General features: G+C 60.3%; 17 protein-coding genes. 5 read left to right on the forward strand and 12 right to left on the reverse strand.

Features of this window, described 5'->3' with window-relative positions; all coding sequences use genetic code 11:
• Nucleotides 1-96: 96 nt before the first annotated feature.
• Complete coding sequence (gene rhtB / locus ACOYXE_RS23775; protein ID WP_034152015.1) at nucleotides 97-729, forward strand: homoserine/homoserine lactone efflux protein; 633 nt, start codon at nucleotides 97-99, stop codon at nucleotides 727-729.
• Between the two features lie 115 nt (nucleotides 730-844).
• On the opposite strand, the gene ACOYXE_RS23780 is transcribed toward rhtB, so the two are convergent.
• From ACOYXE_RS23780 to ACOYXE_RS23800, 5 genes are all read right to left on the reverse strand, one after another.
• The gene (locus ACOYXE_RS23780; RefSeq protein ID WP_160059855.1) at nucleotides 845-1,588 is read right to left on the reverse strand and encodes a penicillin-binding protein activator LpoB; all 744 of its coding nucleotides are present in this window, start codon (nucleotides 1,586-1,588) and stop codon (nucleotides 845-847) included.
• A gap of 3 nt (nucleotides 1,589-1,591) precedes the next feature.
• Nucleotides 1,592-2,179 (reverse strand): penicillin-binding protein activator LpoB, encoded by a 588-nt coding sequence (gene lpoB, locus ACOYXE_RS23785; RefSeq protein ID WP_016772610.1) that lies wholly within the window; start codon nucleotides 2,177-2,179, stop codon nucleotides 1,592-1,594.
• 36 nt (nucleotides 2,180-2,215) lie between these two features.
• On the reverse strand, nucleotides 2,216-2,590 hold the full coding sequence (locus tag ACOYXE_RS23790) for a YcfL family protein (RefSeq protein ID WP_007911131.1): 375 nt from the start codon (nucleotides 2,588-2,590) through the stop codon (nucleotides 2,216-2,218).
• Nucleotides 2,591-2,605: 15 nt separating this feature from the next.
• On the reverse strand, nucleotides 2,606-4,000 hold the full coding sequence (locus ACOYXE_RS23795) for a COG3014 family protein (protein WP_160059854.1): 1,395 nt from the start codon (nucleotides 3,998-4,000) through the stop codon (nucleotides 2,606-2,608).
• Between the two features lie 207 nt (nucleotides 4,001-4,207).
• Entirely contained in the window at nucleotides 4,208-5,608 is a 1,401-nt protein-coding gene (locus tag ACOYXE_RS23800) for a COG3014 family protein (RefSeq protein ID WP_460926733.1), read from the reverse strand.
• 188 nt (nucleotides 5,609-5,796) lie between these two features.
• Between ACOYXE_RS23800 and ACOYXE_RS23805 the strand changes: the two genes are divergently transcribed.
• Together ACOYXE_RS23805 and ACOYXE_RS23810 are read left to right on the forward strand one after the other, a co-directional pair.
• On the forward strand, nucleotides 5,797-7,695 hold the full coding sequence (locus tag ACOYXE_RS23805) for an FTR1 family protein (protein ID WP_460926734.1): 1,899 nt from the start codon (nucleotides 5,797-5,799) through the stop codon (nucleotides 7,693-7,695).
• Between the two features lie 132 nt (nucleotides 7,696-7,827).
• On the forward strand, nucleotides 7,828-8,283 hold the full coding sequence (locus ACOYXE_RS23810; RefSeq protein WP_007911138.1) for a YaiI/YqxD family protein: 456 nt from the start codon (nucleotides 7,828-7,830) through the stop codon (nucleotides 8,281-8,283).
• A 129-nt stretch (nucleotides 8,284-8,412) separates the two neighbouring features.
• Here ACOYXE_RS23810 and elbB read toward each other — a convergent pair whose 3' ends face one another.
• Both elbB and ACOYXE_RS23820 read right to left on the reverse strand, forming a co-directional pair.
• Nucleotides 8,413-9,081 (reverse strand): isoprenoid biosynthesis glyoxalase ElbB, encoded by a 669-nt coding sequence (gene elbB / locus ACOYXE_RS23815; protein WP_160059851.1) that lies wholly within the window; start codon nucleotides 9,079-9,081, stop codon nucleotides 8,413-8,415.
• A gap of 291 nt (nucleotides 9,082-9,372) precedes the next feature.
• The gene (locus ACOYXE_RS23820; RefSeq protein ID WP_116028473.1) at nucleotides 9,373-10,023 is read right to left on the reverse strand and encodes a DedA family protein; all 651 of its coding nucleotides are present in this window, start codon (nucleotides 10,021-10,023) and stop codon (nucleotides 9,373-9,375) included.
• 207 nt (nucleotides 10,024-10,230) lie between these two features.
• Here ACOYXE_RS23820 and hemB point away from each other — a divergent pair, with 207 nt between their 5' ends.
• A complete protein-coding gene (gene hemB / locus ACOYXE_RS23825) occupies nucleotides 10,231-11,244 on the forward strand; it encodes a porphobilinogen synthase (RefSeq protein ID WP_160059850.1) in 1,014 nt (337 codons plus the stop codon).
• An 18-nt stretch (nucleotides 11,245-11,262) separates the two neighbouring features.
• A complete protein-coding gene (ppk1, locus tag ACOYXE_RS23830) occupies nucleotides 11,263-13,488 on the forward strand; it encodes a polyphosphate kinase 1 (RefSeq protein WP_160059849.1) in 2,226 nt (741 codons plus the stop codon).
• Nucleotides 13,489-13,742: 254 nt separating this feature from the next.
• On the opposite strand, the gene ppx is transcribed toward ppk1, so the two are convergent.
• The 5 genes from ppx to ACOYXE_RS23855 form a co-directional block, all read right to left on the reverse strand.
• On the reverse strand, nucleotides 13,743-15,245 hold the full coding sequence (gene ppx / locus ACOYXE_RS23835) for an exopolyphosphatase (protein WP_008081406.1): 1,503 nt from the start codon (nucleotides 15,243-15,245) through the stop codon (nucleotides 13,743-13,745).
• A gap of 207 nt (nucleotides 15,246-15,452) precedes the next feature.
• Nucleotides 15,453-16,190, reverse strand: coding sequence for an amino acid ABC transporter ATP-binding protein (locus ACOYXE_RS23840; protein ID WP_160059848.1), 738 nt, complete (start codon nucleotides 16,188-16,190; stop codon nucleotides 15,453-15,455).
• Nucleotides 16,177-16,827, reverse strand: a complete 651-nt coding sequence (locus ACOYXE_RS23845) for an amino acid ABC transporter permease (protein WP_160059847.1) — start codon at nucleotides 16,825-16,827, stop codon at nucleotides 16,177-16,179. Before ACOYXE_RS23845 ends, ACOYXE_RS23840 begins: the two co-directional genes overlap by 14 nt.
• Nucleotides 16,824-17,492 (reverse strand): amino acid ABC transporter permease, encoded by a 669-nt coding sequence (locus tag ACOYXE_RS23850; protein WP_460926735.1) that lies wholly within the window; start codon nucleotides 17,490-17,492, stop codon nucleotides 16,824-16,826. Before ACOYXE_RS23850 ends, ACOYXE_RS23845 begins: the two co-directional genes overlap by 4 nt.
• A gap of 21 nt (nucleotides 17,493-17,513) precedes the next feature.
• Entirely contained in the window at nucleotides 17,514-18,299 is a 786-nt protein-coding gene (locus ACOYXE_RS23855) for a transporter substrate-binding domain-containing protein (RefSeq protein ID WP_460926736.1), read from the reverse strand.
• Nucleotides 18,300-18,364 lie beyond the last annotated feature (65 nt).

The following is an 18,364-nucleotide window of genomic DNA, read 5'->3' on the forward strand; positions in this document are numbered from 1 at the left end:
CAGCAGCACCTGCAACATTCAGCAAAAAATCGGTAGTCATCCATTCAAACCCGCATTAGCTTAGGCATTTGTCACGAGCATGAGTCGAGGTGTGCGATGGAGCTTCAAACATGGCTGGCGTTTTTTGCCGCCTGCTGGGTGATCAGTCTGTCCCCGGGTGCTGGCGCCATTGCGTCGATGTCCAGCGGTCTGCAATACGGTTTCTGGCGTGGTTACTGGAACGCCCTCGGCTTGCAAATCGGTCTGGCGGTGCAGATTGCGATTGTCGGCGCCGGTGTTGGCGCGATCCTCACCGCTTCGGCCACGGCCTTCCACGCGATCAAATGGTTCGGTGTCGCTTATCTTGTATATCTGGCCATCAAGCAGTGGCGTGCACTGCCCATGGACATGAGCGATGACGCAGCAGTGCGGCCGATCGGCAAACCGCTGGCGTTGGTGTTCCGTGGCTTTCTGGTAAACATCAGCAACCCCAAGGCCCTGGTGTTCATGCTCGCGGTGTTGCCGCAGTTCATCAACCCGCATGCGCCGCTGTTGATTCAGTACGTGGTGATCGGCGTGACCATGGTTTGTGTCGACCTGATCGTCATGGCGGGCTACACCGGTCTGGCGTCGAAGGTGTTGCGTCTGTTGCGCACCCCGCAGCAGCAGAAGCGCATGAACCGTACATTTGCCGGGCTGTTCATCGGCGCGGCGGCGTTTATGGCGACGTTGCGTAAAGCGGCAGCATAAACCGCGCAGGCACAAAAAAAGGCGACCTTTGCGGGTCGCCTTTTTTTTGGCTGAAACGCGGAGCGTTCCGGGATGCATTCCCACGCGGAGCATGGGAATGATCAGGGGCCAGTCATCAGCGCAGAATCACTGGCGCAGTATCGCGCGGCAGATTGTTGCGCTGCGGCGCTTCGCGCGGCTGCTCGTAACCACCGCCACCGAGCTGCATGCTCAGTTGCCCGGCCACGTCTTCACCCAGCGCCTTCGACACGTCACGCACCACTCGTGGGCGGTTCAGCGAGATCTTGATGTCGCGATGGTTCACCAGTTTGGTGTCCTGCGCTTCACCCATCGCCGTGAAGGCCGAAGTGATTTCGAAGGTCTTGGTGTTGATCAGGCTGAAATCCGCCACCAACGTCAGGCCCAGTACCGCCGAATAGCTGTCGGTGTGCGCCAGCTCGTTGACGTCCTGAGTGAAGTCGATGTCCGACACCGTACCAAACAGCACATAGTCGGCGCCTTTGAAGTTGCCGGCCTTGATCCGCTTGATCACGTCATAAACGTCACCCTTGGACGACGCGGTGTACGGCGTGCCCTGCACCAGCTGGAACATGCCGGTACGCAGGATTTCACCCTTGATGTCGCCAGTGAATTTGCGCAGCTCGCCTTGCTCGATGTAGCTGGTGCTCGCTTCGATCTCGTTGTAGCTCGACGAGCCGCTGGAGCTGTAGTAACCCTCGCGATGATTGCTCTGAGCGGAAACGATGTGGATGTATTGCTCCACACGTTCCTGATACGCCAGATCCGTCACCGCGACTTTCGGGGCCGCTTGCACGCTGAACGCGCAAGCCAGGGCCATCATGCCAATCCATGCGCGCATCAATTAACGCTCCGTGGTTTTGCGGATCTCTTTTTCGTCCATCCACTCGGCCAGACCGCTTTCAACGTCGATCAGTTGCAGGCTGAATTTATAGAAGACGTCCTTGTAGTCGCTGCTGCGCTTGACGATCGAGCTGATCGAGCCTTCGATGCGGTACTTGGCGGCAACCATGTTGCCGGTCTTGGCCACGGTGCTCTTCTTGTACAGGCCGCTCTGGTTTTGCAGCTTGAGCTGGTCAACCTGGCTTTGCATGGCGTTGTTGTCGCTGGCGAAACGCGCAACACCGGTTTTCATCAGCTGAGTCTTGATGCTGGTGGTGATTTCGCGGGTGTCGATGTACTCGCTGGTCTTGTTCTTCACGTCGTAGACCTGAACCACCGGACGACCCTGCAGAATGCCGGACTGGGCCAGCGAGCGGGTCATCGATTCGGCGATCATTTGCAGGTCGGTCGAACCGAATTCGTTGGTTACGGTTTCAACCGCTTTGGTGTCGCCGTAGCTGATGTTCTTGCTGCCCAGGGTCGGCGAAGTGTTGGCGCAACCGGAGGCCAGCAGGGCGATAACGGCGATGCAGGAAAAGCGTGCAAACATGGGAGTGCTCTCTAAAACAGGAATAGGGTGGCAGGCTTACGGCGTCTTGATTTCCAGACGGAAGTCCACGGCTTTCGGGGTCGGGGCGATGCCTTGAATGAAGCTGGTCTGGGCGCCGTACATCATTTGGCTTTTCCAGACTTCTTCTTCGGCAATCGGGAAGCCTTCCGCGCCGAGCCAGGCGAAGCGGTAGTAGAAAATCTTGTTGCTGTTGAGGGTGTTGCTCAACTGCACATTGACCGTCATGAAGCCGTTTTCGCGGGCGACGCGCATGGCGCCGACGACGATGTGTTTCTGCGGACCCATGGCCACGACTTTGCTCGCGGCGCTGCCCGGCTCTGGCGGTGGCGGGGTGGCGCAGCCGCTCGCCAGCAAGGCGAGGGCGGCGACGGCGATGAGTTTGAAACGCATGCAAAGACTCCGTTCTTAAGGTTGTTTGAGGCTGGCGACGTTGGTCGCGCCGGCGCTCGGGATGACGTGTGCGGCGAGGCCGCCGGCGAACACCTGGTTGCCCACGGCGCGCAAAGTGATCACTTGATAACGCTGATCGACAGTGACCTTGACCACCGAACCGCCCACGGCGCTTGGCAGGGTAACCTGATGCTCACCCTTTTTCAGACGCAGACGCACCACTTGGGTGTAGTCCGGCAGGGTGCGCCACGTACGGGTATCGGCACCTTCGAGCACAGCTGAAGAGATACCGACGGCCAGACCGGCCAGCGGGTTGGTTTCGTTGATCTGCTTCTGCGCCACGCCTTTGGTGATCGCCCGCACGGTGGTGCGCAGGATGATCCCCGGCATGTCGTCACGCAGGGCGCGGCGGGACATGGCGGTGGTGCTGTTGAGCGCGGTCAGATCGACCTGCTGACCGTCGACGCCGATTTGCGCGAACGTCGCCGTAGAGGTGTCAGGTTTGATGATCGGGAACGACAGCGGTGTGATCACCACGTTGTTGGAGATTGGCAATGGCAGTGGCACACGGATCGAATCACGGGCCGGCGCCAGACCGCTTTGCACCACGATCAGAATGTCGCTGTCGTCGGACTTGCTCGGCTTGTCGAGATTGACCAGCGCCTGCTCCAGCAGCGGCGTGTTCGGGCGCAGTTCGGCAGCCTTGCGGTAGCCCGGTGCAGCCAGGCCTTTTTCGCCCAGCGCTTCATAGACGAAGCCGGACAGATAATGGCTGAAGGCACTCTGGTAGCTGTTCTTCAGACCCACCACTTCCGGTGCGTCGAGGCTGGCGACCGGATAACCCTGCAAGTCCTTGTACTGCGTCTTGATGCCTTCTTTTTCGGCCTCTTCTTCGCTCTTGAGGTATTCCTTGTCGCGCAGGTCGGCGATCACTGCTTCACGTTCGTGAGTTTTCTTGATCGCAGTACGTGCGCCGTCGAAGTCATTGACCGCCAGCAGGTTCAGGGCCATCTGCGTGGTCAGCATGACTTTTTCGTAGTCGTAGCCTTCGTAGCGACGCACTTTGTCGTTGACGATGAAGCTGCCGAACTGAGCCAGGTACTTACCGGTGTCGAGCTTGACCGAGTCCTCCCACTGACCCACCACCCCATCGGCGCTGGTCCAGGCATTCTGGCTGCCCGAAAGGTCGCCCTTGGCGCGCAGCAACTCACCTTTCTCGAAGTAATAGAGCAGGTCTTTGTCGGGGCCGGTGTTGTTCTTTTCCAGCAAAGTCAGCGCGGCGTCGACGTTGCCGGTGGCCAGTTGCTGGTTGGTCTGTGCCAGTTCCGAGTCGTAGTTGCGAAACGCCGAACAGCCGGACAGCAAAGTGACGGCGCTGAGCGCGATCAGAGTGGGGGCGCGGAATGCCATGGGGGTACTTCTTCCCTGGAGTAATACAGCCGCGGATGCTGGTCGGGCTGGTGTGACCCATCGGCAGTGGCGCTGGCCTCCTGCCAATTCCTCATAACCTGAGGAGCTTTAATGCCCGAGCGCAATAACGCGGGCGCGGCATTATAAGCAGGCGGTGATGGCTATGTAATAGCTTTTTAATCTCACTTGTTAGTTTGGTGCCATTGCTTATTTCAGGTTGGATACCACGCTCCTTGCCGACGCCCCGTCCGACTGGAATGCGCTGCCATTGGCAAACACCCGATCATCCAAGGCACGCAAGTTGATGACCTGGCGGTTCTGGTCGATGCGGATTTTCAGTGGCGCAGCCCCGGGCGCGTTGGGCAGGCTGATCAGGTGCTCACCTTTTTTCAGGCGCAGGCGCACAACTTGGGTGAGGTTGGGCAGGGTTCGCCAGGTACGGGTGTCGGCTTGCTCGAAGCCATCCCAGTGAGTGACGTAGGAGGCTTTGCTCGGATCGCGTCGATTGTCCGTTGCCTGAACATCGGCCGCCAGAAATGCCCGATAGGTTGTGCGCTGGATAATGCCCGGCATGTCGTCACGCAGCGTACGCAAGGACATGTCGGTAATGCTGTTGACGGCGATCAGCTTTTTCTGACGACCGTCGATGCTCACTTGATTGAACGCCGGGGTCGAGGTGTCAGGGACCATCACGGGAAACGATACATTGGCAACGATGACTTGCCCGTCCGCCAACTTCACCGGGTAGGGCACGCGCACGGAACTGCGAGCCGGCGCCAGGCCGCTCTGCACGATGATCAGCACATCGCTTTCGTCTACCTTCAGTCCAGGGCTGTCGAGGTCGCGCAATGCCTGCTGGAAAAACGCCATGTCCGGACGCAGTTCTATTGCCTGACGATAGCCGGGCGCTGCCAGATCTTTCTCGCCCAGCGCTTCATAGGTGAAGCCGGCAAGATAGTGACTGAACGCGCTCTGATAGCCGTTCTTCAAGGCGATGACGGCGGAAGATTCCAGCATGACCACCGGGTAGCCTTGCAGATCCTTGTAATGGACGCGGGCGCCGCTGGCCTTGGCCGCTTCTTCGACACGCTCGTATTCCAGCTCCCGCTGGCGGGCGATCAGCGCTTCGCGCTCGTGGGTTTTCTTGATGTCGGCACGGGCGCCGTCAAAATCATTCATGGCCAGTTGGTTGAGGGCCATTTGTGTGGTCAGCATGACTTTTTCGTAGTCGTAACCATCGTAGCGGCGCAGCTTGTCATTGATGATGCTGCCCCAGTGATCGCCCATGGCGGCGAGCAACTTGTCGCCGGTGGTTTCAATGGTGTCCTGGCGCTCGATGATCATCTGCTCGGCGCTGCGCCAGGTGGTCTGGCTCTGCGCAAACTCGCCGCCGGCACTCAGTACGGCGCCCTTTTCGAAATAGTAGAGCAGGTCTTTTTCCGGGGCCGGATTGTTCGCTTCGATCACGGACAGGGCGCTGTCGATGTTGCCGGCCTTGAACTGGTCGGTGGTCTGTTGCAGTTCCATATCGTAATTGCGATACGCACCGCAGCCGCTCAGTTGCACAACGGCGGCGATCAACAGGGGCAAGTGCAAGCGATGGCGCATGAAAGGGGTTCATCCTTGAGCGGGAAATGCGACAGTTAGCGCAGTATAGGGTGCAATAGTGGCTAAGTGATGTGTCGTTTTTTTCTCCGATAGCTCGCGTCATGTCTGACGCGGCATCGACAAAGCTTGAGGGAAATGCGTTCGAAGTGAACAATATGTAACTTCGCATTTCCATTTGAGAATTCTTCATGACTGCCTCGTCCCGTTTCCTGGCCTGGCTGGTGTTCCCGCTGTTTGCCCTGAGCAGCTTCAATCTGCTGGCCGATACCGCGGAAGGCGCACCGCAAGCGCTGCACCTGCTCGACTACATCAGCGCCGACTACCCGCCGACGGTAGCCGCAGGCAAGGTGGTCGATGACTCCGAATATCGCGAGCAACTGGAGTTCACCCAAGCGCTGCAAGGCTTGATCGCCGGCATGCCGGCCAAGCCTGAAAAAGCTGCGTTGGAGCAAGGTGTCAGCGCATTGAAGGCAGCGATCACCGCGAAGCAGGACGGCGCCGAAGTGGCTCGTCAGGCGCGGCAACTGGGCGCGCAACTGGCGGTAGCCTATGAAGTCAGCCAGGCACCGATCATCACTCCGGATCCGACTCGCGGCGCACCGCTCTATGCGCAGAATTGCTCGGTGTGCCACGGTGACAGCGGCGCCGGTGACGGCCCGGCGGGACTCGGCATGACCCCGGCACCCGCCAATCTGCGTGATGCGGCGCGGTTGGATCACCTGAGCCTGTACGCGATCTACAACACCCTCGGCCAAGGCGTCGAAGGCACCGACATGCCGGCGTTTGCCGATCAGCTTGACGATCGTCAGCGCTGGGATCTGGCGACTTACATCGCCGGCTTCAGCGCCGATCCGGCGGCGGCCAAGTCGGAGAAGAGCTACAACATCGCCGATCTGGCCCGCCAGACCCCGGCCGAAGTGCAGGCTGCCGAAGGCCCGCAAGCGGCGGCGACATTTCGTGCGCAACGCGCGCAGCCGCCGCAGGTCAAGCGTGGTCCGGCGCAGTTGCTCGACTACACCGCCGCAACGCTGGACAAGAGCTTGGCGGCGTATCGCGCCGGTGATCACGATCAGGCTTATGACCTGTCGGTCGCGGCCTATCTGGAAGGCTTCGAGCTGGTCGAGAGCTCGCTGGATAACGTCGACGCCAACGTGCGCAAGGACACCGAAAAATCGCTGATGGCGTACCGGCAATCGTTGCAGGACGGCTTGCCGGTCGAGCAGGCCGAGCAGCGCCTGAACGTGGCCAAGGCCAAGTTAAAAGAGTCTGCCGGCCTGCTTGGCAGCGATGGTCTGAGCTGGTCGCTGAGCTACATCTCCGGTTTACTGATTCTGCTGCGCGAAGGTCTGGAAGCGATTCTGGTGCTGGCGGCGATCCTCGCCTTCCTGCGTAACACCGGCCAGCAATCGGCGGTGCGCAGCGTCAACGTCGGTTGGGGGCTGGCGCTGCTGGCCGGCCTCGGCACCTGGGCGCTGGCAGCGTATGTGATCGATGTCAGTGGCTCGCAGCGTGAACTGCTCGAAGGCGCAACAGCGCTGTTCGCCAGTGTCATGGTCTTGTGGCTCGGCGTGTGGATGCATGACCGTCGCCACGCAGCGGCCTGGCAGGATTACATCAAGAGCAGCCTGGTTGGTGGCGGCGGACGTTTCGGTTTCGCGATCCTCGCGTTCTTCTCGGTGTACCGCGAGTTGTTCGAAGTGATCCTGTTCTACGAAACCCTGTGGTTGCAGGCCGGTCCTGCCGGGCATGACGCGGTGCTTGCGGGCGGGGCGACGGCGCTGGTGCTGCTGGTGGGTCTGGCGTGGGTGATTCTGCGCGGTTCGGCGAAACTGCCGCTGACGCTGTTCTTCAGCATCAACGCGGCGCTGCTGTGTGCGCTGTCGGTGGTGTTTGCCGGGCACGGTGTGAAGGCCTTGCAGGAAGCCGGGATCTTCGGCACGCGGCCGGTGGCGTTCTTTGAATTCGATTGGCTGGGCATTCATGCCGATGCGTATTCGTTAACGGCGCAGGCGGTGGCGATTCTGGCGATTGGTGTGTTGTATGGGCGTAGTTGGGTGGCGGAGAAGCGGCGGGTTTCGGCTGCTTGATTGAGTGCTCCCTTAAAAGATCGCAGCCTTCGGCAGCTCCTACAGGGGCGTAGCATGTCGCAATATTGCGGCACGACGCGCACTCTGTGAGCTGCCGCAGGCTGCGATCTTTTGCTTTTAGAGGTAAAGAAAATGCGTGTATGGATCGATGCCGACGCCTGCCCACGGGCGGCGAAGGATCTGGTGGTGAAGTTCGCCCTCAAGCGTCAGTTTGAAGTGGTGCTGGTGGCCGGGCAGCCGCAGATCAAACCGGGGCTGGCCATCGTCAAACTGATCGTGGTGCCGAGCGGCCCGGATGCGGCAGACGATTATCTGGTCGAGCACGCGGTGCCTGGTGAACTGGTGATCTGCAGCGATATCCCGCTGGCCGACCGGCTGGTGAAGAAGGGCGTCGCGGCGCTGGATCCGCGCGGTAAGGAGTTCGATGCGCAGAACATGGGCGAGCGCCTGGCCGTGCGCAACCTGTTCACCGATCTGCGCGAGCAGGGCCAGATGAGCGGCGGGCCGGCGCCGTTTGGCGATCGCGAGAAGCAGGCGTTCGCCAATGCACTGGACCGGATTCTCACCCGACTGACGCGAAAACCTTAAGCCCTACACAAATCCCCTGTGGGAGCGAGCCTGCTCGCGAAGGCGTTGTATCAGACAACATCGAGTTGAATGACACACCGCATTCGCGAGCAGGCTCGCTCCCACAGTTGTCGTGTGTGCTGCGGGGGATCAGGCGTCGTTTTCGTGGGTCAGTTCGAGCACACGGTCGACCAGCTTGTTGATCCCCGAAGCCGCCTCACTGATGTTCTGCGCCAGCATGTAAGCCGGGGTCGTCACCAGTTTACGCGCCTTGTCTTCGATGATTTCCGTTACCGCACAATCCTCATGGGTGGCGCCCATCTTGTTCATCGCCGTGGCGGTGTCGGTGTCGTTACCGATGGTGCAGGTCACGCCCGGGCCGTAGATCTTCGCCGCGAGTGCCGGCGAGATGCACATCAGGCCGACGGGTTTGCCCGCTTCGGCAAATGCCTCGGCCAGCGCCAGCACTTCCGGCTGCACGCTGCAGCCAGCGCCTTCGACGGCGAAGTTCGAAAGATTCTTCGCCGCACCAAAACCGCCCGGCACGATCAGCGCATCGAAATCATCGACGTCAGCATCGCGGATATCCTTGATGTTGCCGCGGGCAATGCGCGCGGATTCCACCAGGACGTTGCGCGACTCGGGCATTTCTTCGCCGGTCAGGTGGTTGATCACGTGCAATTGCGCGATGTTCGGGGCGAAGCACTGTACCTGCGCGCCACGTTGGTCGAGGCGCAGCAGGGTGATCACGCTTTCATGGATTTCGGCGCCGTCGTACACGCCACTGCCGGACAGGATCACTGCAACTTTTTTGCTCATGGGTTTCTCTCCAGATTCATGGCGCTAAATGTCCACTAAATTATCGCGCGTTGCCATAGGCTCAAGTGGTGGCTGCACCTGCATGGAACGCTTTCTACATGGATCGCAACAACGCCGGGGTGTTCATTATTTGGGGTTGCCTGCTGCTTAACGAGCGGGGGATTTTTGGCGTGAGAACGCCGCTGGCGAACGTGAATGCGCCAGAGCAGCGAGGATAAAAGTGACGTATCTGACTGAGAGGGGCGGCCAGCCCGCTCAGTGCCGGCGGGCTTGCAGCAAGTCGCCAACGAGTTACTCGGCTGGCGTCTTCGGTTCGGCGGGCTTGGACTCTTCGGCTTGATTCAGCAGTGCAGCTTTCGCGGCTTGCTCGTCGGCGTAGACCTGTTTGGCCAGCCGCGCATTCTTGAAGCGGCGGCGCAGCCACAGGCCAACGCCAAGAATCAGCAGCGCGCCGAGTACCCACAGCTCGTACTTCTTGATGCTGCCGAGCATGCCTTCAAGCACCGCGCCGAAGTGGTAAGCCGCCGCCGCCAGCGCGGTCGCCCAGATCGCCGCACCGATGCCGTTGAGCAGCAGATAACGGCCCGGCGGATAACCCGACAGACCGATCGCCACCGGCATCACCGTGCGCAGACCGTAAACGAAACGGAAACTCAGCACCCATATGTCCGGATGCTTGCGAATGTGCTCCAGCGCGCGGTCGCCCATCAGCTGCCAGCGCGGTTTGCGCGCGAGTAATTTGCGCCCGTGCTTGCGCCCCAGGAAGTACCACAGCTGATCGCCGGCATAGCTGCCGCAGAACGCCACAACCACCACCAGGTTGATGTCCATGTATCCACGGAACGCGAGGAAGCCCGCGAGCACCAGAATGGTTTCGCCTTCGAAAAACGTGCCGAGGAACAAGGCAAAGTAGCCAAAGTCATGCAGAAATTGTTGGAGCATTGTCTGGGTGCTGGCGAAATGAACGCGCAGCCTAACCCTTCGGACACATTCATGAAAGTGTCCAAATGTGTCTCGACGTGAACAATTCCTACACTGAGAATGGAATGCGGCTACGTGACACAGGTCTCACACAACTGTCATCTGTTGGTCATAATGGCCGTCTATAACTGTCACGCTCGCCCGTTTGCGCGGGCTCAGGAGTCCGCCGTGAGCTTTACCCCCGCCAACCGTCTGTTCCCTGCCACGCGCCTGCGCCGCAATCGTCGTGATGATTTTTCGCGTCGGCTGGTGCGGGAAAATGTGCTGACGGTCGATGACCTGATCCTGCCGGTGTTCGTGCTAGACGGTGAAAACCGTCGCGAAGCCGTGGCCTCGATGCCCGGGGTAGAGCGGTTGACTATCGATTTGCTGCTAGAAGAAGCGGCGAAGTGGGTCGAGCTGGGTATCCCGGCGCTGGCGCTATTCCCGGTTACCCCTCCTGAACTGAAATCCCTCGACGCCGGCGAAGCCTGGAACCCGGAAGGCATTGCCCAGCGCGCCACCCGCGCCCTGCGTGAGCGTTTCCCGGAGCTGGGGGTGATCACCGACGTTGCGCTTGATCCGTTCACCACCCACGGCCAGGACGGCATTCTCGACGAAGAAGGCTACGTGCAGAACGACATCACCGTCGACGCACTGGTGCGTCAGGCGCTGTCCCACGCCGAAGCCGGCGCGCAGGTTGTCGCACCGTCGGACATGATGGACGGTCGCATTCAGGCGATTCGCGAAGCGCTGGAGATTGCCGGTCACGTCAATGTGCGAATCATGGCTTATTCCGCCAAGTACGCCAGCGCCTATTACGGCCCGTTCCGCGATGCGGTCGGTTCGGCGTCGAACCTCGGCAAGGCCAACAAGGCCTCCTATCAGATGGACCCGGCCAACAGCGACGAAGCGCTGCACGAAGTCGGTGCGGACTTGTCTGAAGGCGCGGACATGGTCATGGTCAAACCGGGCATGCCCTACCTGGACATTCTTTTCCGGGTAAAAGATGCCTTCAAAGTGCCGACCTTCGTCTATCAGGTTAGCGGCGAATACGCCATGCACATGGCGGCGATCCAGAATGGCTGGTTGAGCGAGGCGGTGATTGTCGAATCACTGACCGCCTTTAAACGTGCCGGCGCTGATGGCATCCTGACTTACTTTGCTGTCCGCGCCGCTCAATTGTTACGAGAGCAGAAATAGCCCTCCCAGGAACATTCAATGAATACCGAAGGACTCACGGAAGTTGCAGTAAAAGAAGCTCAGCCGGTGGTCGAGCAAATCACCGAGACCCCGCCGGAACTGGAGCCTGCGCCACCCGCGCCAGTCACCGAACCTGTCGCGGCGGCGCCAGTGATTGCGATACCGGGCCTGGATGACAGCAGCCTGTACATCCACCGCGAGCTCTCGCAACTGCAATTCAACATCCGCGTGCTGGAGCAGGCGCTGGACGAGTCCTATCCGTTACTGGAACGCTTGAAGTTCCTGCTGATCTTTTCCAGCAACCTCGACGAATTCTTTGAAATCCGCGTCGCCGGCCTGAAGAAGCAGATCACCTTCGCTCGTGAACAGGCCGGTGCCGACGGCCTGCAACCGCATCAAGCGCTGGCGCGGATCAGCGAGCTGGTGCACGGTCACGTTGATCGTCAGTACGCGATCCTCAACGACATCCTGTTGCCGGAGCTGGAAAAGCACCAAGTGCGCTTCATCCGGCGCCGCAACTGGACGGTCAAGCTGAAGACCTGGGTGCGCCGCTACTTCCGCGACGAGATCGCGCCGATCATCACCCCGATCGGCCTCGACCCGACGCACCCGTTCCCGTTGCTGGTGAACAAGAGCCTGAACTTTATCGTCGAGCTCGAAGGTATCGACGCCTTTGGTCGCGACTCCGGTCTGGCGATCATCCCGGCGCCGCGCTTGCTGCCACGGATCATCAAGGTGCCGGAAGAAGTCGGTGGCCCGGGCGACAACTATGTGTTCCTGTCGTCGATGATCCACGCTCACGCCGATGACCTGTTCCAAGGCATGAAGGTAAAAGGCTGCTACCAGTTCCGTCTGACCCGAAACGCCGACCTGGCGCTCGACTCCGAAGACGTCGAAGACCTGGCCCGCGCCCTGCGTGGCGAGTTGTTCTCACGTCGTTACGGCGATGCGGTGCGTCTGGAAGTCGCTGATACCTGCCCAAAACACCTCTCGGATTACCTGCTAAAGCAGTTCAACCTGAGCGAGAGCGAGTTGTATCAGGTCAACGGCCCGGTCAACCTGACACGCCTGTTCAGCATCACCGGCCTGGACAGTCATCCAGAGCTGCAATACACGCCGTTCACCCCGCAGATCCCGAAACTGCTGCAGAACAGCGAAAACATCTTCAGCGTGGTCAGCAAGCAGGACATTCTCTTGCTGCACCCGTTCGAGTCGTTCACCCCGGTGGTCGACCTGCTGCGTCAGGCCGCCAAAGACCCGCACGTTCTCGCTGTGCGTCAGACCCTGTACCGCTCCGGCGCCAACTCCGAGATCGTCGATGCGCTGGTGGATGCCGCGCGTAACGGCAAGGAAGTGACAGCGGTCATCGAGCTGCGTGCGCGGTTTGACGAAGAATCCAACCTGCAACTGGCCAGCCGTCTGCAAGCGGCCGGTGCGGTGGTGATCTACGGCGTGGTCGGCTTCAAGACTCACGCCAAGATGATGCTGATCCTGCGTCGCGAGGCGGGCGAGATCGTCCGTTACGCGCACCTCGGCACCGGTAACTACCACGCCGGCAACGCCAAGCTGTACACCGACTACAGCTTGCTGACTTCCGACGACGCTTTGTGCGAAGACGTCGGCAAACTGTTCAGCCAGTTGATCGGCATGGGTAAAACCCTGCGCATGAAGAAGCTGCTGCATGCGCCGTTCACCCTGAAGAAGGGCATGCTCGACATGATCACCCGCGAGACGCAATTTGCGCTCGACGGCAAACCCGCGCACATCATCGCCAAGTTCAACTCGCTGACCGATCCGAAGATCATCCGCGCGTTGTACAAGGCCAGCCAGTCCGGTGTGCGCATCGATCTGGTGGTGCGCGGCATGTGCTGCCTGCGTCCGGGGATTGCCGGGGTTTCGCACAATATCCATGTGCGCTCGATCATCGGCCGCTTCCTCGAACATACCCGCGTGTTCTACTTCCTCAATGGCGGCGACGAGCAGATGTTCCTCTCCAGCGCCGACTGGATGGAGCGCAACCTCGACAAGCGCGTTGAGACTTGCTTCCCGGTCGAAGGCAAAAAACTGCTGACCCGGGTGAAGAAAGAGCTGGAACTGTATCTGACCGACAACACCCACAGCTGGAGCTTGCAGTCGGATGGTCGTTACATTCGCAACACGCCTACCGGCAACCAGAACCCGCGCAGTGCGCAGGCGACGTTGCTGGAGCGGTTGGGTAGCCCGATTTTGCCGGTGAGCAGCTAAAGCCAAGAGCCAGAGCCCCTCACCCTAACCCTCTCCCGGAGGGAGAGGGGACTGACCGAGGTGATGTCAGGGTTACGTCGACTTGCAATACCGAGTCGAACTCAGGCTTCGAAGCCAACGGAGATCGGCTCCCTCTCCCTCGGGAGAGGGCTGGGGTGAGGGGCATCGATCTCACGCACACCACTAAATCCCAGCCGAACACCCAATAAAAAAGGCGATCCAGAAGGATCGCCTTTTTTATGCCCAATCGAGGCTCAGTGGACCGTGAGCACAATCCCCACCCGCGTCAGCCAATCTGCCTCAAGGCCGAAATCCGCCTGAGTCAGCTGATTTTCATCCAGCCAGTTCTCCGGGAACTCCACATCCAGGGTGTTGCCCTTCGCGTGCAACACCACCTGCGGCATCGTCTGCGTGCCACGAATGTGGTGGAACAGGATCGCAAAGCGCAGCAGCACACACAGGCGAATCAGCTTGTCACCGTCGTCACCGAAGTCGGCAAACTTGTCTTTCGGAATATTGCGGCGATGGCCACGCACCAGCAACGCGAGCATCTGCTGGTCTTCGCGGGAAAAGCCGGCGAGGTCCGAATGCTCGATCAAGTAGGCGCCGTGCTTGTGGTAGTGATAGTGCGCAATATCGAGGCCGACTTCGTGCACTTTCGCCGCCCAGCCGAGGAGTTCGCGCCATATACCGTCATCCAGCTCCCAGTCCACAGCCACTTGATCGAACGCGTGCAAGGCTTTGCGCTCAACTCGCGCCGCTTGTTCGAGGTCGACGTGATAACGCTCCATCAGCGAGGTCAGGGTGCGCTCGCGCACGTCCTCATGGTGATGACGGCCGAGCAGGTCGTAGAGCACGCCTTCACGCAGCGCACCGTCACAGTGATCCATGCGTTGCAGTTCGAGGGCGTCGAAAATCGCTTCGAGAATCGCCAGACCTGCCGGGAAAATAGTCCGGCGATCCGGCTTGATGCCTTCAAAATCGATCTTGTCGACGTCACCGAGCTTGAACAGGCGACGCTTGAGCCAGGCCAGACCTTCGGCATTCACCTCGCCTGTGCCATGGCCGCCGGCTTTCAGCGCCAGACCGATGGCGCGGATGGTGCCCGAGGAGCCAATGGCTTCATCCCAGGTCAGGCGGTGCAGGGCGTGTTCGATGCTCATGATCTCCAGCCGCGCCGCCGTGTACGCCTGGGCGTAGCGGGCCGGGGTGATCTTGCCGTCCTTGAAGTAGCGCTGGGTGAAGCTGACGCAGCCCATTTGCAGGCTTTCGCGCAACAATGGCTCGAAGCGTTGCCCAATGATGAATTCGGTACTGCCGCCGCCGATGTCGGCGACCAAGCGTTTGCCGGGGGTGTCGGCAAGGGTGTGCGACACGCCGAGGTAGATCAGACGCGCCTCTTCACGGCCAGAGATGACTTCCACCGGGTGGCCGAGGATTTCTTCGGCGCGGTGGATGAATTCGAGGCGGTTGCGCGCTTCACGCAGGGCGTTGGTGCCGACGATGCGTACGGCGCCCAGCGGCATACCGTTGATCAGTTGGGCAAAGCGTTTGAGGCAATCGAGGCCGCGCTGCATCGATTCTTCGTTGAGCTTGCGCTCATCGTCGATGCCGGCGGCGAGCTGAACCTTTTCGCCTAGACGTTCGAGAATGCGGATTTCGCCGTTCTGGGCCTTGGCCACGACCATGTGAAAGCTGTTGGAGCCCAGGTCGATTGCGGCGATCAGGGACAGATTCTTGGCTTGGGATTGCGGCATGATCAGGGGGTCTCGGTCGATAACCCCGACATCGTGCCACGATCAAAGGCTGGCGCCAACGCGCATGGTTCAAACCGTTGATTCAGCGCAGAAAGTCTGGAGATCGCGGCGCGGCCATTCGCGAGCAGGCTCGCTCCCATAGGTGACCGCATTCCAATGTGGGAGCGAGCTTGCTCGCGAAGAGGGCATCACTGCTTCAGAAGATCTTCAGGCTGTCGCTTCCACCGTACCAATAAAGTTCGCCAGTTCCGCCGTCTGCGGATTGGCAAACAACACCTTCGGATCCCCCACCTCATGCACCTTGCCATGGTGCATGAACACCAGTTTGTCGCCGACCTCGCGGGCGAAGCGCATTTCGTGGGTGACCATGATCAGCGTCATGCCGTCCTTGGCCAGCTGCCGCACGACGCTGAGCACTTCATTGACCAGTTCCGGGTCGAGCGCCGAGGTGATCTCGTCGCACAGCAAAACCTTCGGCGACATCGCCAATGCCCGGGCAATCGCCACGCGCTGCTGCTGACCGCCGGACAACCGATCGGGGAAGGCATCGAATTTTTCCCCAAGACCCACGCGCTCAAGCATCTCCCGCGCCAACTCCGCCGCTTTGGCCTTTGGCACTTTCTGCACCACTTGCGGCGCGAGCATGACGTTTTCGCCCACGGTCAGGTGCGGGAACAGATTGAACTGCTGAAAGACCATGCCGACCTTCTGCCGCAGGCTGCGCAGATCGGCGCGGGCGGCGTCGAGGTATTCGCCGTCGACTTCGATCACGCCGTCGTTGATCGACTCCAGACCATTGAGCGTACGCAGCAAGGTGGATTTGCCCGAGCCGCTGCGGCCGATGATCGCGACCACCTGACCTTCCTCGACGCTGAGGTCGATGCCTTTGAGCACGTGGTGATCGCCGTAGTATTTATGCAGGGCGGAAATTCTAAGCAGAGGCATGCAGTCTCCTTTCCAGGTAGCGCGCACTGAGGGACAAGGGGTAGCAGAGCAGGAAGTAGCCGAGGGCGACGAGGCCGTAGACCATGAACGGTTCAAACGTGGCGTTGGCAAGCATGCCGCCAGTCTTGGTCAGCTCGGTGAAACCGATAATCGAGGTCACCGCGGTGCCCTTGACCACTTGCACAGAGAAGCCCACGGTCGGCGCCACAGCAATGCGCAGCGCCTGCGGCAGGATCACGTAGCGCAGCTGTTCCAGTGGATTGAGCGCCAGACTCGCCGAGGCTTCCCACTGACCGTTGGCGATCGACTCGACGCAGCCACGCCAGATCTCTGCCAGATAGGCGCTGGTGAACAAGGTCAGAGCAATCGCTGCGGCCATCCACGGCGAGATTTCGATCCCGGCCAGCGCCACGCCGAAGAACACCAGAAACAGCTGCATCAACAGTGGCGTGCCCTGGAACAGCTCAATCCAGGTGCGGGCGATGCTGCTCGACACAGGGTTTTTCGAAATGCGCATGATCAATATCAGCAGGCCGACGATCCCGCCGCCAATGAACGCCACCAGCGACAGCGCCAGCGTCCATTGCAGGCCGACGAGCAGGTTGCGCAGGATGTCCCAGAAAGTGAAATCGCTCATGCGCGGCTCCTGCTGATGTAGCGGCGACCGATCCAATTGAGCAACTGGCGAATCAGCAGCGCCATGCACAGGTAGATCAGCGTGGTCAGCGCGTAGGTTTCAAAGGCGCGGAAGTTGCGCGATTGAATGAAGTTGGCGGCGAAGCTCAGCTCTTCCGTGGCGATCTGCGAACACACCGCCGAGCCGAGCATGACGATGATGATCTGGCTGCTCAGCGCCGGCCAGACCTTGCCCAGCGCTGGCAGCAAAACTACATGACGGAACGCCTCGAAACGCGTCATCGCCAGCGCCGCTGCGGCTTCCAGTTGCCCGCGAGGAATCGCCTGAATGCCGGCGCGAATGATCTCGGTCGAATAGGCGCCGAGGTTGATCACCATCGCCAGCACCGCCGCTTGCCATTCGGAAATCTGCACGCCAAGCGACGGCAAACCGAAGAAGATGAAGAACAACTGCACCAGAAACGGCGTGTTGCGGATCAACTCGACGTAGACGCCGAAGATTGCCGAGAACGGGCGGATGTTCCACGCCCGCACCAACGCCCCGACAATTCCGGCGCCGACCCCGAGCAACGAACCGATGGCGGTCAGCTCAAGGGTGAACAGCGCCCCGCGCAGCAACAGGTCGGTGTTTTCCACCACCGGCATGAAATCGAACTGATAAGCCATGAAGGTCTCCCGCGCAGTCGATCAGAGATCGGCCGGCAGCGGCTCTTTCAGCCAGGTCTGCGAATTCTTTTCCAGTGCGCCGTCAGCCTTGGCGGTGGTCAGGATGTCGTTGACCTTGGCCAGCAGCGCCGCTTCGTTCTTGTTCACGCCGACGTAGACCGGCGAATCCTTGAGCTTCACTTTCAGGGCTGGAACGCGTTTCGGGTTCTTTTCGCTGATTGCGACCATCACCACGTTGCCGCTGGCGATTAGGTCAACTTGCCCTGCGAGGTAAGCGGCGATGGTCGAGTTGTTGTCTTCGAAGCGCTTGATGGTCACGCCTTCGGGGGCAACTTTGCTCAGTTCGATGTCTTCGATGGCGCCACGGGTGACGCTGATGGTCTTGCCCTTGAGGTCGTCGAGGCTGGCGATCGCAGAGTCTGGCGGGCCGAACACGGCGAGGTAGAAGGGGGCGTAGGCGCGGGAGAAGTCGATGACTTTCTCGCGCTCGGGGTTTTTGCCGAGGCTGGAAATCACCAGATCGACTTTGCCAGTGGTGAGGAACGGGATGCGGTTGGTGCTGTTGACCGGGGTCAGTTCGAGTTTGACCTTGAGTTGATCAGCCAGCAGTTTCGCCGTGTCGATGTCCAGACCGCGCGGCTTCATGTCCGGGCCGACCGAGCCGAACGGCGGGAAGTCCTGAGGCACGGCGACTTTCAGCGTGCCGCGTTTGACCACGTCGTCGAGACCGTCGGCGTGAGCGGGAGCCTGGCTGAGCAACAGAGAGGAGAACAGAGCGGCGAGGAGGGCGCTGTAACGCTTGGTCATGAACAATCTCCGGATCGGCGGGAAGTGATTTCTGCGTTCGGACAGAGCATGGGCCGTGCCAATAC

It is taken from the genome of Pseudomonas sp. MC6, from assembly GCF_054790575.1.